Genomic DNA, 14,099 nt, shown 5'->3' on the forward strand with positions numbered 1-14,099 from the left:
TTATCGAATAATTTTTTGCATATTCAGCTTTTTTGCAAATTAGTTCACATTTATAAGGAAAGAAAATGAAAAAACTAATTTCAACACTAATCGCTTTATCTATAGCCGGAAGTTTTGCCGGCAGTGCTTCCGCTGACGAATTTTATATAGATATAGGTTCTAATCAAGGCGGGAATGCAAATACGGCCAATGGCCCGAATACAACCGGCTGGTTAGATCAACTATCGTTTTTGTACGAATCTACATCTGTGATCACTGATGGTGGCGTTGGTGGGGCAAATGCTTTATCAGTTGGCGATACAATATTATCTGCTGGCGGTGTAAATAACGGTAACTTTGTTGACCCAACCGGTATTAGTAATAACTTGATTGATGGCTTTGAACCGTCAGAAACCACCTTCGGCGGCCCAAGTAATAATGGCTTTGGTCCTGCTAGTCCACTTCAGTGGGGTTTAACTTTTGGTTTTCCTGATTTAGCCGGCACTTGGAATGGCTCAGGATTTGATTATACTTCTGGTACGATATCTATGTATTATTATGATAATACGATGACTAACCTTGCTGGTTTTGTAAGACTGTTTGATTTACAAGTATCAAGTGGTGGTGACACTGGTAATTCCACGGTTTTAAATGGTCAGTTAGTCAATTTTAACGCGCTATCTTCAGTAAATGGTGTTGACGCCGCTGATGTATTTAATTTTGCTTTAGGATCTTTTGGTGAGCTAAGTGGGCCACCAAATAATCAAATAGTTAGCTTTAATGCCTCACAAGATACTCAAGCCATAGGTGCTCTTCAATTTGCAGGTGGACAAGCTGAATTTGCCGCTAGTCATAATGGCTCTATCAATTTCTCTCAAGTACCAGAGCCTGCTTCTATTGCTATTTTAGGCTTAGGTTTACTGGGTTTTGCAGGAGCCAAGCGTCGTAAAGCTAAATAACTTTGCGTATTATTATTTGAATCTACAATTAATGAAACCGCCGCAAGGCGGTTTTTTATGTATCCAGACTACTTATTTATACTATTTAAGTATTATGTTATAGCGTGTTAATACTATTCTTTAAGCTTGTGTAATATGTAATACTAAGTTTAGCTTTTTGTTCGTGGGTTATTTATCACCGAAAAAGTGAAGTTTATCTTGATAGCTAAGCAAATTTTTTAAAGGCTGAGTAAGAAAACTTAATAACTGAGAGTAATAATTTTAGTTAGACTTACAGATATAAGCTTTTTTGTGCTTGCTCTAGTGTTAATAAAGAGTGTCGAATTTATTAACACTAGAGCTAAAATTAATTACCTTTATTTAAATTAATTGATATTAATCAATGCCTTAAGTGTTGTGGCTTGACTTTTGCATTTCTTAGTCTAATTAAACAATAAGGGATTAACATGAAAAAAGTAGTAACCAATATAACAAAAGTAGTGACAACACTTGTTGCTTTATCTTTTGCAGGCACTTCAGCAGCAGATCAATTTTATATTAATGTAGGTAACGATTTTGGTGGTAATGGTACCAATAACCCAAAAGCCGCGGGTGTAAATACAACAGGTTGGTTAGATCAGTTGTCAATTGCTTATCAGTCAACTTCAACCATTACTGATGCAGGTAGTTTTGGTGTCGCTGACGGTATATTAAGTGCCGGTGATAGTATTTTATCTACAGGTGGTGTTTCAAATGCTAATTTTACTAGTTTATCTGACATATCAAGTAATTTAGTGAATAACTTTGAACCTGCATCAACCACTTTTGGTGGCCCAAGTAATAATGGTTTTGGCAATTGGGGTTTAACTTTTGGTTTTAGTGATTTAGCTGGTACATGGAACGGTTTTGGTTTTGATTACACTTCGGGTACCGTGTCTATGTATTATTACGATGGCACTACGACTAGTGTTAGTGAACTTATTCGCTTATTTGATTTAGAAGTCAATGGTGGTGGCGATACAGGTAACTCAACGGTTCTATCTGGCACTATGACTAACTTTGGTGGAACTACTGTTAATGGCGTTGATGCCGGTGATGTGTTTGTTTCAAAACTAGGTACCTATAAAGATTACTCTTCTGTACCAGGTCAAAACGTTTACTTTAATGCCTCACAAGATACACGGCCTCTAAATAGTGTCGATTATAATAATGGCATCGCTAACGTTGGTGGTACCCATAACGGTTCTATCAACTTTTCTGTGCCAGAGCCTACTTCTATCGCTATTTTAGGTTTAGGTTTATTAGGTCTTGCTGCTGCACGTCGTCGTAAATCATAATTAGCTTTATAGTAAAACATAAAAAAACCGCTTAAGCGGTTTTTTTATGTTTTAAATTTAAGAAAAGTGGATAAGTAATAAGTTAATTATTATCTGATAATAACGTTTTAACTCGCCAAAACATAAAGCGCTGTAGCCAATTTTTATTACCCCAAGGACGCCAAGTTTTAATCAAACTATTTCTATAGGCATCAAAATGCATGCCATGAGGTGCGTGAATAACGTGACCACGTTTTAGCAATATTTTTAATACATTGGTACAGAGTGTTCCTGCAGCTAAGGATATACCCATACAGGTAGATGGCACTTTTTTCTTAAGGAAATTAACCGATGCTCTATCCACTAAATAGTGGCGTTGCTGTACCGAAGGTGACACACCAATAACAAAGCGAATAATATTGTCGTTGAAAATTTGAGCTTTTTCTTCTTCACTACTATTTGCTGCAGGATCTACAATGGCAAAGTATTCATCAAAAGACATTTTACCGGGCATAAATACTAAAAAAGCGGTTCCCATGCCCATTGGTGCTGCTGTTATTGTTGGAATTCCTTTTTCATAGCAACGACGGAATACTTTGCGCCTGATCTCCAATACAAAAATATCAAGACTATCTACGTAGATATCTACACCATCTAAGAAGTCATCCATATTTTCTTCATTAATGCCTGAGCTGAAGTTTTTTATGTTGGCTTCAGGATTGATACCTCTAATGGTATCTTCCATAACTGCAGCCTTGGCTTGACCCAAAGTTGACATGTTAGCACCGGCTTGGCGATTAAAGTTTGCCACATCATAATCATCAAGATCAGATATATGAAAATCTCCAATACCTAAACGAGCTAATACTATGGCGTGATCACCACCCACACCACCTAAACCTCCAATAGCAACTTTGGTGTGTCTAAGTTTTTGTTGCTCTTCCTGAGTAACCCAACCGATATTTCGAGAGAATGCTTCTTCATAGTTAAACATGAGGATCCTTTTATACTAAAATTTAGGTTTATTAAGCTAGTATCAGTTTTTGATCTTAGTAATAGCATTAATATGGGAGAGCACTATTTTAAACTTTTACCAATTTCTCTTTCGATCTCTTTATATAAACTTTTAAATCCAGGAGATAAATTTTTCATAAAAATCGATGAGTTAATGTAGTAAGGTGCTCGCAAACCATGATAATCAATGGCTTCACCAAGCTGGATAAAGTTAATACCGACAAATCGCAGACTGCGGGCTAGCCTTGGTTCCATCATGACATACACGTGTTTTACGCCCGTTTTAATGCTTATTGACGCCCCGACCATATAAAGTCCAATGGCAATAAATGGAAAGCAACGTAACTCAGTTTCTGAGTAGGTGGGTTCATTAATTGTACCGACTGCTGAGCCATTGAATTTATCTATTTTACGTCGTCTAAAATCAGCTTTTACGGCAAGGCGAGATATTTCAGCTATTTCATGGCGTGGAAAGTTGCTTGGGTGTAGTTCTTTGTTTTGTATGGCATTGGGGCAATATCTTTCGATCGGTAGTAGTTCAGATTCGTTGGCTGATGTCACCATTCTTACGCAACTTGTATAGGTATTCGACGGCTTATGTTTTATCATAGCGAAGAGCGAGTGGGCATCAAACTCATCTTGTTCTTTACCACCATTTTTTACTTTTTCATAGGCCAATTCTTCACAATAAACATTGTGACGAATGCGGAACACTTCGTCGCGTAACTCATCAGTATCGGCAATTTCAGGCTTTAAGAATTGGGTGAAATGCTTAGAAATATCCACTGCATCATGATTAACTTTCATTGATGCAATGCGTTTGGTGATGGCTCCAACCACGGGCACGTTTAGTAACTTCTTGCTCCAATTCATTACTTTTAGTTCCTGACTTTTAGTCGGTTATGCATGATGATAATTATGTTGTTCTTAGTATAGCTATATAATTAAGTTACCATTTTATGTAATGATTATGAAACACAATTGTTAATTATTTATTAACAATTGTGTTTTTAAGCACTTAACGGCCATGATTAGTTTTAATAGGCACAATTTTCATTGCAGTTTCATAGCCAATATCAAAAAGTGAAAATTTTTTTTCTTCACTCATACCAAAATCAACGGCCGAGCATAAGCCGGTGTTGATAATGATAGTATTGTGCCAAAAGGCGTCATTAATATACTCACGTGATATGGTTGTCATAAAGGTCCTGATCAATAAGGTTACGTAATTTACGATAGGAAATAGCCCATCTGTTTTGAGCTCGTCATATTCATGCTCACCGCGCAGACGAAAACACAATACGGGTGTGCCGTCCATAGCCCAATCTCGGTGTAAGGCATCTTCAGATAAAATACTGCCATCAACCATTAAATGTTTACCAAAGGGTTTAAAGCTGAAAACCAGTGGAATTGACATAGAAAAACGCACGGCCAAAGAAACTTTCATATTAGGTGTTCGTGCTTGGTTAAAAATAACGGGTCGGCCAGTTTTAACATCGGTGGCTACTATATGTAAGTTTCGATCTAGGTCGATAAACCTTTTTCCTTCTAGGTGTTGGTCAACCCATTGTTCAAAAATGTCACCGGAACTTAAACCGCCATTACGAATTAAGCACACTAATGAGAAACCTTTAAATTGGTTGTAATCTGTGGTTATCGCAATATGTTTAATTTTTGCTATCGATAAACCAGCAGCATACAAGCTTGCAATTATGCTACCTCCTGATACGCCAACAAGATGAGAAAAATCGATATGCAAATCTTTTAATGCTTTCAAAACGCCGATATGAGCAGGTGAGCGTGTTCCCCCGCCAGCTAAAATAGGTACTATATTCGTCACATATATCTCCTCGCTGTATCCTATTATTTAATTATGGGTAAAAATGACAAAATCGCTAGCAAAAAAATGTGCTAAGTTCAGGTAAAGTTTAAATTTTTAAAAGGAGTAAAAATATGAATAAATTATTACCATTATTAATCTTTATTGGGCTGATATTCAGTTCAATAGCCTGCGCTGATTTCGCGGATACGGTGAGTTTACTTAAACCTTCTGTGGTTGGTATTGGTGTTTATACGCCGACAGGACAGCCGAAAAATCAACTTTATGGCACGGGCTTTGTTATTGGTGATGGCACTTATATCGTGACCAATCATCATGTTATTGAGCAAGAGTTAGATGATAATTTATTACAAAAATTAGCCGTATTTACCGGTAAGGGCCGAGCGGCGAAAGTAAAATTAGCTAAATTGGTTGCCCATGATGAGGATCATGATCTTGCTATCCTTAAAATTGAAGGGCAGGCGTTACCGGCATTATCATTAGCAAACAATGACTTTCGACGTGAAGGCAGTGCTATCGCATTTACTGGATTTCCAATTGGCGCCGTTTTGGGGCTTTATCCTGTAACACACAGAGGTATTATTGCTGCCGTAACACCCACTATTATACCCGTTGATGATGCAAGACAAATAAGCATAGCTATGCTTAAGCGCTTAAGAGATCCTTATTTAGTGTATCAGTTAGATGCAACCGCTTATCCGGGCAACAGTGGTAGTGCTATGTATGATGTTAAAACGGGTGAGGTTATTGGCATTATAAATAAAGTTTTTGTTCAGCAGAGTAAAGAAACCGTGATCAGTAAGCCGAGTGGCATTACCTATGCGATACCCGTGAAGTATCTACATAAACTATTAAAAAAGCATAATATAAAGGGCTAGTGACTATATATGGCCTGATGATTTCATCAGCGGCTAAAGTACAAAAGTGGGTTAATCTTCAGCATTTGTTTGTTGATTTGAACTGGCCATTTTATTGTTTAGTAGCCTTGATATCGGTACTAGTTCTATGTTGTTTTTCTCGAGCAAGGGCAAGAGCTTATGTAATGATTTGATTGTTTCAGGATGTGGATGAGCGATAGCAACAACGCTCCGATAACGTTTGGCATCGAGTATTAGTTGTTTAAATTGACTGAGAATATAGGCGTGTTCTAATTTATTATCGAGAAAAATATGTCGATGTAAACTGGGTACGCCAAAGCTTATAGCAACTTCTTCTGCTTGGCTAGCGCCAGTGGTTAAGCTATCAATAAACATTAAATTTCGTTCACGCAAAAATTGCATGGTCCACGCCATAGGTTGATATAGCTCGGTCAGTTTACTGCCCATGTGGTTGTTGATACCTAATGCGAAAGGAATTTCAGCAAAGGCATGAGTTAAGCTTGCTCGAATACCCGTTTCATTCATGGCACTGGTTAACGCGCCTGGGCCAAGTTTTTTGCCATTTTTTGCTTCCATTGGAATATGCAAAATTACATCATTTTTGTTTGCTTTTGCCTGTAACGCCAATATTTTTCCATAGGGCGTATGGGGAAGAATCGCGTAACTGATATTCCCGGGCAAATAGAGTGCTTGAGCGTCGCTTTTTCGATAGCCAATGTCGTCAATAATGATCGCTACTTGTGCAGGTTGAGCATAAAGCAAAGCAGGCCAAAGTAAGCTAAAGGTTAGTAGGAGTCGCAGCACGGTTAGTTTTTTTTGATGAGAGAATAAATCATTATTTAGGGTAACAGTTCAGATGGTCAAAATCGACTAGTTAAACGCTTAACAATGCATAAGCTTATTTACACCAAAGTTTAGGGTTGACGGCTATTCCTGTATGTCGAATTTCAAAGTACAGGCCTGAGTTGGCTTGACCACCACTTTGACCTACCAAAGCTATGGGTTCACCGGCTTCTACACGGTCGCCAACAGCTTTAAGTAACGCTTGATTATGGCCGTATAAACTCATGTAACCATCGCCATGATCAACCACAGAAACTAGTCCATAACCTTTAAGCCAATCTGAAAATAAAATAGTGCCATTGTGAATGGCTTTAACTTGTTGGCCAATCGGTGCTGAAAGAAATACCCCTTTCCATTTTAAGTAGCCCTGTTTACTTGAGCCAAAACGGTGACGAATTTGCCCTTTAACTGGCCAACTCAGTTTACGTTTTAATTTACTCAAACCGACTAGGTTATCTACTTTTTGTGCGGCAGCAGCCATTTTTCTCAACAAGGCAACCAATGCCGACTCTTCTTGTTCTAATTTAGCTAGCTTCTGTTGTTCGGTAAGCGCCTTTTTATTGAGCGCTTTTAAGGTTTGTTTTTGTTTGGTTTTTGATAATTCGAGCAGTTGTTTTTGCTGACTTTGGGTTTGTGTTAATTGCGTTAATTGTTCAGCTTGCTGCTGGTATTGTGCTGTCACGTCATTCAGTTGAGTAATTGTGCTTTTAAAGGTTTCAATTTCTTTAATACGGGCAGCATTGAGGTATTGATAATGAGTAATAGTACGCTGTACGTTACTGGGTTTTTGTTGGTTAAGAATTAACTTTATATAGTCGTGATGGCCGGTAGAATAGGCAGCTCTAAGCTGCTTGGCTAATATCTGCTCTTGCTGTTTTTTGGCCAGTGTTAATTGTTTTTTTTCTACGCTCAGTTGGCCTATTTTTTGGCGTGTTGTGGTTAGGCTAGTATTGGTATTTGCTAAGTTTCGGGCCACTTCACCTATGGCGATATCGTCTGTTTTTAATTGTTGCTCTAGATCACTAATCTCTACATTAGTACTTGATAAGGTTTGTTTCTGTTGATTAATAGCTTGTTGAATATCAGACAGTTGCTGATTGGCTTTTGCACTGCTTTGGGCAAAAATATCAAACGAGCAAAACATCAGCACTAGGCCAATAAAAAAAGCGTAGCCAGTGCTAAACTGGCTACGTTTTAATATTGGCTTGCTGATATTCATCTTAAAAAGCATGTTTAGATTAAATTAAGTTAAGTTAAGGTTAATAATTTACACCCGGTCATTTCTTTGGGTTGAGGCATATTCATTAATGATAAAATAGTGGGAGCGATATCACTTAGCGCACCTGTTTTGGCCATTTTTGCGTTTCGACCAATATAAATTAACGGTACAGGTTCACAAGTATGTGCGGTGTGCGCTTGTCCTGACACCTTGTCCATCATTTGTTCTGCGTTGCCGTGATCAGCGGTAATTAAACACTCGCTGCCCGTTTTCTCTAATGCCGTCACTATTCTACCAATACAAGTGTCGACGGCCTCGCAGGCTTTTACTGCGGCATCAAAATCACCGGTATGACCTACCATATCACCATTTGGATAGTTACAAACAATAAAGTCATGCTCGCCGCTTTCTATTGCGGCCACTAATTTATCGGTTAACAGGGTTGAGTTCATTTCTGGTTGTAGGTCATAGGTTGCTACTTGTGGTGATGGCACTAATATTCGTTGTTCACCGACAAAAGTATCTTCTTTACCACCACTGAAGAAAAAGGTTACGTGTGCATACTTTTCTGTTTCTGAAATGCGCAGTTGCGTTTTATCATGCTTTTCTAGCCATTCGCCTAACACGTTATTAAGTTTTACCGCTGGGAATGCAGAGGGCGCATCGATGTCGGCGGCATATTCGGTTAGCATAACAAAACTGCCGAGTTTGGGTTGTTTTTGGCGTGTGAAGCCTGAAAATTTTGTGTCGGTAAAGCAGCGGGTAAATTGGCGCGCACGATCGGCTCGAAAATTCATAAAGATCATGGTATCGCCATCTTCTACCTTAATCACTTCACCCTGTTCGTCGGTAATCGCTGAGGCTTTGACAAATTCATCATTTTCGTTGCGCGCGTAAGCAGCATGCAAAGCATCAGTCGCCTGAGTATAGTGAAACTCGGCTTGGCCTGAAACCATTAAATTATAAGCTAATTCAACGCGTTCCCAGCGTTGATCTCTGTCCATGGCATAATAGCGGCCAATCACTGAGGCGACTTGCCCGCAACCTAATTCAGCAAACTTTGCTTGTGCTTTTATTAACGAAGCTTCTGCACTGCGTGGTGGCGTATCACGGCCATCTAAAAAGGCATGTAAATAAATCTTTTTTGCGCCTTTTTCAGCCGCCATTTCTAACATAGCAAAAATATGATCTTCATGGCTATGGACGCCACCTGGAGATAATAGACCAAAAACGTGTATCGCTTTATTGTTGCTAACGGCGGTTTCTACCGCATTGACTAAAACAGGGTTGCTTTGAAATTCTTTATCTTTAATCGCTTTGGTAATGCGAGTGAAGTCTTGATACACAATGCGGCCAGCGCCTAAGTTAACATGACCTACTTCAGAGTTACCCATTTGCCCGTCAGGTAAACCAACCGCCATGCCTGAGGTCTCAATCAGCATATTCGGTTTATTCGCCATTAAGTTATCTATTACCGGGGTTTTGGCATGATATATAGCATTAGACTCTGGGTTTTCTCTATATCCCCAACCATCTAAAATAATAAGAACTGTTGATTTTTTGTTTGGCATCACGGCTTCCTTTATATAAGTAATGAGAAATAAAAATAATTTTCAACAGCAGTATATCAAGACACGCAGTGAATATCTTCTGTCTATGTAGAGAAAATAGCAGAGAAAACACTTCTGATCTCATCAGTTTTACAAGTCAATTATGGTGTGAAAAGTTACAGCAATAAGAACAAAATTTGTCGATGGGTATTAAGATATTAAGTAAATCTGTTTTTCTATGAAAAGTTCAGTTTGGGTTTAGTTTATTAGCCTGTATACTATTGCCAAATTTTAGTTAATTAGAATATAAAACTTATGGACCAACTTATCACCTTCGCAATGAGTCAATCTTTGCTCAGCACTATTTGGCTATTTATTGTTTTGATGATTATTGTCATGACGATCAGAATTCAAATGTCACCTATTAAACAATTAAGCACACAACAAATGACTTTTTTAGTTAATAGAGAGTCAGGTGTTGTTGTTGATAGCCGAAGCGAGAAAGACTTTAAAGCCGGACATATTGTCGATGCGTTACACCTTGGCAATGATAAAGTCAGTAAAAATGACTTTTCTAGTCTTGAAAAACATAAAGATAATCCCATCATTATAGTATGTAGTGCTGGCATGAGCGCAGGCAAAGTGGCTAACCAGCTAGCAAAAGCGGGTTTTACTCGAGTAAGTTTACTTAAAGGTGGCATGAGTGCTTGGTTAAGTGCAGGTTTACCTGTAACTAAGTAGTGTGCAACTAAACAACGGACTATGATAATGGCAGTTGACATATATACTAAAGTAACTTGTTTTTATTGCATGAGAGCGAAAGCTTTGCTTGATGACATGAAGGTTAGTTACAACGAAATAAAAATTGACGGTGATGCACTATTGCGTGAAAAAATGATCACACGCAGTCAGGGCAGCGCAACAGTGCCACAAATATTTATTAACAACGCTCATATTGGCGGTTGTGATGAATTACTTGCATTGCATGCGCAAGGAAAATTAGCTTCACTCTTAGCACAATAATATCAGTGAAAAAACATAGAATAAAAATGCCTTAAAAAAGGCGTAACACTTAGGAAGTAACATAACATGGCTGACGAAATTCAAAACGGCGCAGAAGCAACAACTGAACAACAAGCACCACAATTTGCTATTCAACGCGTTTATACCAAAGATATCTCATTTGAAACTCCAAACTCACCGGCAATTTTTCAAAAAGATTGGAAGCCAGAAATCCAGTTAGATATTGATACTAAATCAACTAAACTTGCTGATGATACTTATGAAGTAACTTTGTCGTTAACCGTTACGGCTAAAGTTGAAGACCAAACCGCTTTTCTAGCTGAAGTACAACAAGCCGGTATTTTTACCATAGGTAACCTGCCTGAAGCACAGTTAGCCCATACTATTGGTGCATTTTGTCCTACCACTTTATTCCCTTACGCGCGTGAATCAGTAGCGAACCTAGTTAGCCGTGGCTCTTTCCCACAAATTAACTTAGCCCCGGTAAACTTTGAAGCTTTATTCGCCAACTATGTACAACAACGTGCAGCACAAGCGAATGCCGAACAAGCACCAGCAAGCACAGAAACTCACTAGTTTATGAGCCCTGATTCTGCAGCAATTTCCGTCATTGGCGCTGGCTCTTATGGCACAGCGCTAGCAATATGTTTAGCCCGTAATGGTCATAAAACATTGCTTTGGGGACGTGATGCTAATCACGTTGCTGAAATGGGGAGTACACGCGCTAATGAAAAATATTTACCCGGCAGCCAGTTTCCAGAAGCATTAGTGGTTAGTGATGATTTGGCCAACGTAGTCGCGGCCAGTAAAAATATTTTATTGGTGGTGCCGAGCCATGTATTTGGTGAAATGCTGGAGAAAATCAAACCTTATCTAAGAAAAGATACGCGTTTGGTTTGGGCTACTAAAGGTTTAGAGCACGATTCAGGGCGCTTATTGCAAGATGTAGCACGAGAAATCCTAGGTAATGACATATCGTTAGCTGTGCTTTCTGGACCTACTTTTGCAAAAGAAATGGCCGCAGGATTACCAACGGCGATATCTTTATCTTCAACCGATGATGTCTTTGTTGAAGATATATCTAACTTATTACACTGTGGGCGCACCTTTCGTGTTTACAGCAACAGTGATTTTATCGGTGTACAGTTAGGCGGAGCCGTTAAAAATGTTATTGCCATTGGTGCCGGTATGGCTGATGGTATTGGCTTTGGTGCCAATGCACGAACAGCTTTAATTACCCGTGGCCTAGCCGAAATGACCCGCTTAGGTTGTGCATTAAACGCTGAACCGTCAACATTTATGGGCATGGCAGGGCTAGGTGATCTAGTATTAACTTGTACTGACAACCAGTCACGTAACCGTCGTTTTGGCCTAGCGTTAGGCGCTGGCGCAGGTGTTGAGCAAGCGATTGCTGATATTGGCCAAGTGGTTGAAGGTTATCGCAACACTAAAGAAGTTTATATGCTGGCACAGCGCATGGGTGTTGAAATGCCGATTGTTGAGCAGGTTTACCAAGTACTTTATTGCGGTAAAGACGCAAAATTAGCCGCGGCAGATTTATTATCTCGTGATCGTAAATTTGAATAAGGTTAACTAAAGCAACATAGTTGGTGACTTAATAAATAGCGGGTAGTTTAAAGAATTACCCGAAGTTTAAAATTACCTGTAGGTTCTATGCATGTATGTATGTATTTATTTATGTAGGGTGGACTTTAGTCCATCAAGTTAAATGAAATTTAACGGTTTTCTCCATAAATTACATTAATTTTTCAATCTATATTTACAGATTAAAAAAATAATACCCGCTACAGATGTTTGTTTGCCCATCACCTTAATTCCCTGATCAACGTTCCACGGACTCAAGTCCGACCGACAATAAAACTCTGAACGTTGAAAACCACCTGTAGGCTCTATTTAGGTTGGACTTTAGTCCATTAAGTTAAATGAAATTTAACAGTTTTATCCGTAAAAAAATTACGTTATAACTGACCTACTTTTACACTGAATCTGCAAAGCCTAGCTGTCGCCATGCCTCATAAACAATCACAGCGGTGGCGTTTGATAAGTTCATACTGCGGCTATCTTTTAACATAGGTATTCTGATTTTGTCTTGGTCAGGTATTTGTTGTCTAACATCTTCGGGTAAGCCACCGGTTTCTGAGCCGAATAAAAGATAATCACCGGACTGAAAACTGATATCACCATAATACCCGGTAGACTTTGTTGTCACCGCTAATATGCGCTTAGGTTGCTCACTTTCAATAAAACTTTGATAATTCGCATGGCGCTTAAGTGCTGCAAACTCATGGTAATCTAAACCGGCTCTGCGCAATTTTTTATCTTCTAGGTCAAAGCCGAGTGGTTCAATTAGATGTAACCTAAAGCCGGTATTAGCACATAGGCGAATTATATTACCCGTATTGGGTGGAATTTGAGGTTGAAATAAAACGACATCTAACATATCAAGTGCTTAATAAATTATATAATTAAGTGGTATTATACCGTGCTTGATTCGGCTTTGCTTTATCAATGTTCAGCAATGTTCAGCAATATTTATTCATTAGGAGGACTTAGTGCAGGCTAACAAGATAGATTCAAACCAATATGCTTACTTAGTAAAGCTAGCAGCATTTGCGGCAACAGCAACGGCGTTGATTTTAGTGGTCTTGAAGCTTTATGCTTTTTTTGTCACTGATGCTAGTGCCATGTTAGCTTCTGCGACTGACTCGATTTTAGATTTATTCGCTTCCATCATGAATGTGGTGATTTTACGTTTCGCTTTGGCTCCGGCCGACAAAGAACATAAATTTGGTCACGGCAAAGCGGAAAGTTTAGCCGGATTGGTACAGGCCGCCTTTGTGTTGGGTTCAGCATTATTACTGGTGTTTAACGGTGTTGATCGCATTATTAATCCACAAGAAGTGGTGCGCACTGAAGTGGGTATTGTGGTCTCAATTATTGCGATTGTCTTGACCTTGTTGCTGGTGATACTGCAAAAATATGTCATTAACCGGACAAAATCTGTCGCTATCAGTGCCGATTCTTTGCATTATCAATCTGACTTAATTCTGAATTTAGGCGTGCTTGCGGCCCTGTTTTTAAGCCAAGGTTATTGGTTACAAGCGGATGGGGTTTTTACTGTTGCGGTCGCTATATTTCTGCTCATTGGCGCAGGTAAAATTATCTGGAACAGTGTTCATCACTTAATGGATCATGAACTTACTGAAGAAGAGCTTAATACCATTAAGAAAATTATTTTGGCGCATGAAGGTACTCATGGTTTACACGAGTTGAGAACACGACAAGCAGGGCCAGATCGTTTTATTCAATTTCACTTAGAATTAGATGGTGAGTTATCTTTGTCAGAAGCTCATAGTATTGGCGAGGCCATTGAAACAGAAATTATTCTAGCCTTAGCACCCTGTGAGGTATTTATTCATCACGATCCTTTGTCAGCGTCTAACCACCAATAGGCTAAAGACAAAAAGCCGATGACTAA

The 14,099-nt window shown here is 38.9% G+C and carries 15 protein-coding genes; 8 read left to right on the forward strand and 7 right to left on the reverse strand.

The genetic code is table 11. The features are described from left to right. Positions 1–65 precede the first annotated feature (65 nt). Together H4J65_RS04060 and H4J65_RS04065 are read left to right on the forward strand one after the other, a co-directional pair. Positions 66–938, forward strand: coding sequence for a PEP-CTERM sorting domain-containing protein (locus tag H4J65_RS04060; RefSeq protein ID WP_182195770.1), 873 nt, complete (start codon positions 66–68; stop codon positions 936–938). 446 nt (positions 939–1,384) lie between these two features. Then, positions 1,385–2,254 (forward strand): PEP-CTERM sorting domain-containing protein, encoded by an 870-nt coding sequence (locus H4J65_RS04065; RefSeq protein WP_182195773.1) that lies wholly within the window; start codon positions 1,385–1,387, stop codon positions 2,252–2,254. Positions 2,255–2,336: 82 nt separating this feature from the next. Here H4J65_RS04065 and H4J65_RS04070 read toward each other — a convergent pair whose 3' ends face one another. The 3 genes from H4J65_RS04070 to H4J65_RS04080 all read right to left on the reverse strand — a co-directional run bounded on the left by H4J65_RS04070 (position 2,337) and on the right by H4J65_RS04080 (position 5,087). Continuing rightward, entirely contained in the window at positions 2,337–3,227 is an 891-nt protein-coding gene (locus H4J65_RS04070; RefSeq protein ID WP_182195778.1) for a ThiF family adenylyltransferase, read from the reverse strand. An 83-nt stretch (positions 3,228–3,310) separates the two neighbouring features. Further along, complete coding sequence (locus H4J65_RS04075; RefSeq protein ID WP_182195783.1) at positions 3,311–4,120, reverse strand: PEP-CTERM/exosortase system-associated acyltransferase; 810 nt, start codon at positions 4,118–4,120, stop codon at positions 3,311–3,313. Positions 4,121–4,265: 145 nt separating this feature from the next. Then, complete coding sequence (locus H4J65_RS04080) at positions 4,266–5,087, reverse strand: patatin-like phospholipase family protein (RefSeq protein ID WP_182195788.1); 822 nt, start codon at positions 5,085–5,087, stop codon at positions 4,266–4,268. 113 nt (positions 5,088–5,200) lie between these two features. Here H4J65_RS04080 and H4J65_RS04085 point away from each other — a divergent pair, with 113 nt between their 5' ends. Next, positions 5,201–5,965 carry a serine protease gene (locus H4J65_RS04085; protein WP_182186247.1) on the forward strand — a complete coding sequence of 255 codons (765 nt, stop codon included), beginning with the start codon at positions 5,201–5,203 and terminating at the stop codon, positions 5,963–5,965. Positions 5,966–6,016: 51 nt separating this feature from the next. Here the strand turns inward: H4J65_RS04085 and H4J65_RS04090 are convergent, their stop codons facing one another. The 3 genes from H4J65_RS04090 to gpmI all read right to left on the reverse strand — a co-directional run bounded on the left by H4J65_RS04090 (position 6,017) and on the right by gpmI (position 9,598). After that, the gene (locus H4J65_RS04090; RefSeq protein WP_182195791.1) at positions 6,017–6,769 is read right to left on the reverse strand and encodes a divergent polysaccharide deacetylase family protein; all 753 of its coding nucleotides are present in this window, start codon (positions 6,767–6,769) and stop codon (positions 6,017–6,019) included. Positions 6,770–6,863: 94 nt separating this feature from the next. Next, positions 6,864–8,027: a murein hydrolase activator EnvC gene (locus tag H4J65_RS04095; RefSeq protein ID WP_182195794.1), complete on the reverse strand. Its 1,164-nt coding sequence runs from the start codon at positions 8,025–8,027 to the stop codon at positions 6,864–6,866. A gap of 29 nt (positions 8,028–8,056) precedes the next feature. After that, entirely contained in the window at positions 8,057–9,598 is a 1,542-nt protein-coding gene (gpmI, locus tag H4J65_RS04100; protein ID WP_220465086.1) for a 2,3-bisphosphoglycerate-independent phosphoglycerate mutase, read from the reverse strand. A gap of 294 nt (positions 9,599–9,892) precedes the next feature. Here gpmI and H4J65_RS04105 point away from each other — a divergent pair, with 294 nt between their 5' ends. From H4J65_RS04105 to gpsA, 4 genes are all read left to right on the forward strand, one after another. Then, entirely contained in the window at positions 9,893–10,318 is a 426-nt protein-coding gene (locus H4J65_RS04105; RefSeq protein WP_182137296.1) for a rhodanese-like domain-containing protein, read from the forward strand. Positions 10,319–10,345: 27 nt separating this feature from the next. Next, positions 10,346–10,600, forward strand: coding sequence for a glutaredoxin 3 (grxC, locus tag H4J65_RS04110; RefSeq protein ID WP_404851937.1), 255 nt, complete (start codon positions 10,346–10,348; stop codon positions 10,598–10,600). A gap of 66 nt (positions 10,601–10,666) precedes the next feature. Next, positions 10,667–11,176: a protein-export chaperone SecB gene (gene secB, locus H4J65_RS04115; RefSeq protein WP_182137297.1), complete on the forward strand. Its 510-nt coding sequence runs from the start codon at positions 10,667–10,669 to the stop codon at positions 11,174–11,176. Between the two features lie 3 nt (positions 11,177–11,179). Beyond that, complete coding sequence (gene gpsA / locus H4J65_RS04120; protein WP_182195801.1) at positions 11,180–12,187, forward strand: NAD(P)H-dependent glycerol-3-phosphate dehydrogenase; 1,008 nt, start codon at positions 11,180–11,182, stop codon at positions 12,185–12,187. A 409-nt stretch (positions 12,188–12,596) separates the two neighbouring features. Here gpsA and trmL read toward each other — a convergent pair whose 3' ends face one another. Further along, positions 12,597–13,061 carry a tRNA (uridine(34)/cytosine(34)/5-carboxymethylaminomethyluridine(34)-2'-O)-methyltransferase TrmL gene (trmL, locus tag H4J65_RS04125; protein WP_182186235.1) on the reverse strand — a complete coding sequence of 155 codons (465 nt, stop codon included), beginning with the start codon at positions 13,059–13,061 and terminating at the stop codon, positions 12,597–12,599. Positions 13,062–13,173: 112 nt separating this feature from the next. Between trmL and H4J65_RS04130 the strand changes: the two genes are divergently transcribed. Further along, a complete protein-coding gene (locus tag H4J65_RS04130) occupies positions 13,174–14,073 on the forward strand; it encodes a cation diffusion facilitator family transporter (RefSeq protein WP_310649915.1) in 900 nt (299 codons plus the stop codon). Positions 14,074–14,099 lie beyond the last annotated feature (26 nt).

The sequence above is a fragment of the Colwellia sp. MB02u-9 genome (genome assembly GCF_014077085.1).
In the GTDB taxonomy this organism is placed as follows: Bacteria; Pseudomonadota; Gammaproteobacteria; order Enterobacterales; family Alteromonadaceae; genus Cognaticolwellia.

Bases quoted from the DNA above. Each gene is read 5' to 3' on its own strand.
- H4J65_RS04060 (WP_182195770.1), top strand. From the start codon at position 66: ATGAAAAAACTAATTTCAACACTAATCGCTTTATCTATAGCCGGAAGT.
- H4J65_RS04065 (WP_182195773.1), top strand. From the start codon at position 1,385: ATGAAAAAAGTAGTAACCAATATAACAAAAGTAGTGACAACACTTGTT.
- H4J65_RS04070 (WP_182195778.1), bottom strand. From the start codon at position 3,227: ATGTTTAACTATGAAGAAGCATTCTCTCGAAATATCGGTTGGGTTACT.
- H4J65_RS04075 (WP_182195783.1), bottom strand. From the start codon at position 4,120: ATGAATTGGAGCAAGAAGTTACTAAACGTGCCCGTGGTTGGAGCCATC.
- H4J65_RS04085 (WP_182186247.1), top strand. From the start codon at position 5,201: ATGAATAAATTATTACCATTATTAATCTTTATTGGGCTGATATTCAGT.
- H4J65_RS04095 (WP_182195794.1), bottom strand. From the start codon at position 8,027: ATGAATATCAGCAAGCCAATATTAAAACGTAGCCAGTTTAGCACTGGC.
- gpmI (WP_220465086.1), bottom strand. From the start codon at position 9,598: ATGCCAAACAAAAAATCAACAGTTCTTATTATTTTAGATGGTTGGGGA.
- H4J65_RS04105 (WP_182137296.1), top strand. From the start codon at position 9,893: ATGGACCAACTTATCACCTTCGCAATGAGTCAATCTTTGCTCAGCACT.
- grxC (WP_404851937.1), top strand. From the start codon at position 10,346: ATGGCAGTTGACATATATACTAAAGTAACTTGTTTTTATTGCATGAGA.
- secB (WP_182137297.1), top strand. From the start codon at position 10,667: ATGGCTGACGAAATTCAAAACGGCGCAGAAGCAACAACTGAACAACAA.
- gpsA (WP_182195801.1), top strand. From the start codon at position 11,180: ATGAGCCCTGATTCTGCAGCAATTTCCGTCATTGGCGCTGGCTCTTAT.
- trmL (WP_182186235.1), bottom strand. From the start codon at position 13,061: ATGTTAGATGTCGTTTTATTTCAACCTCAAATTCCACCCAATACGGGT.